The sequence below is a fragment of the Vibrio sp. 10N.286.48.F5 genome (assembly GCF_041469785.1).
Lineage (GTDB): Bacteria > Pseudomonadota > Gammaproteobacteria > Enterobacterales > Vibrionaceae > Vibrio > Vibrio crassostreae_C.
Map to the genome: position 1 here is coordinate 1 of NZ_JBFRLG010000094.1, position 284 is coordinate 284.

The window sequence follows — 284 nt, forward strand, 5'->3', positions numbered from 1 at the left end:
ATCTGGGGAGTTAGACATTGCCCAGCCAATAACTTTTCGAGCGAATAGGTCGATAACAACCGCTAGGTAAGACCATCGCTGTCCTGTCCAGATGTAGGTCACATCCCCACACCAGACTTGATTCGGCTCAGTTACCGCGAACTGACGATTAAGATGGTTCGGTATATGAACGTGCTCCTGCTGTGTTTTCTTGTACGTATGTTTTGGTAATTGACCACTGATTAAATCGAGTTCTTTCATGAACTTGCTCGAACGATAACGACTAAGTGGGATACCTCTTGCTG

Annotated in this window: 1 protein-coding gene; it reads right to left on the minus strand. The window is 45.8% G+C overall.

The features are described from left to right. On the minus strand, positions 1–284 hold a 284-nt coding region (locus tag AB4185_RS21960; protein ID WP_372135939.1), incomplete at both ends, for a DDE-type integrase/transposase/recombinase.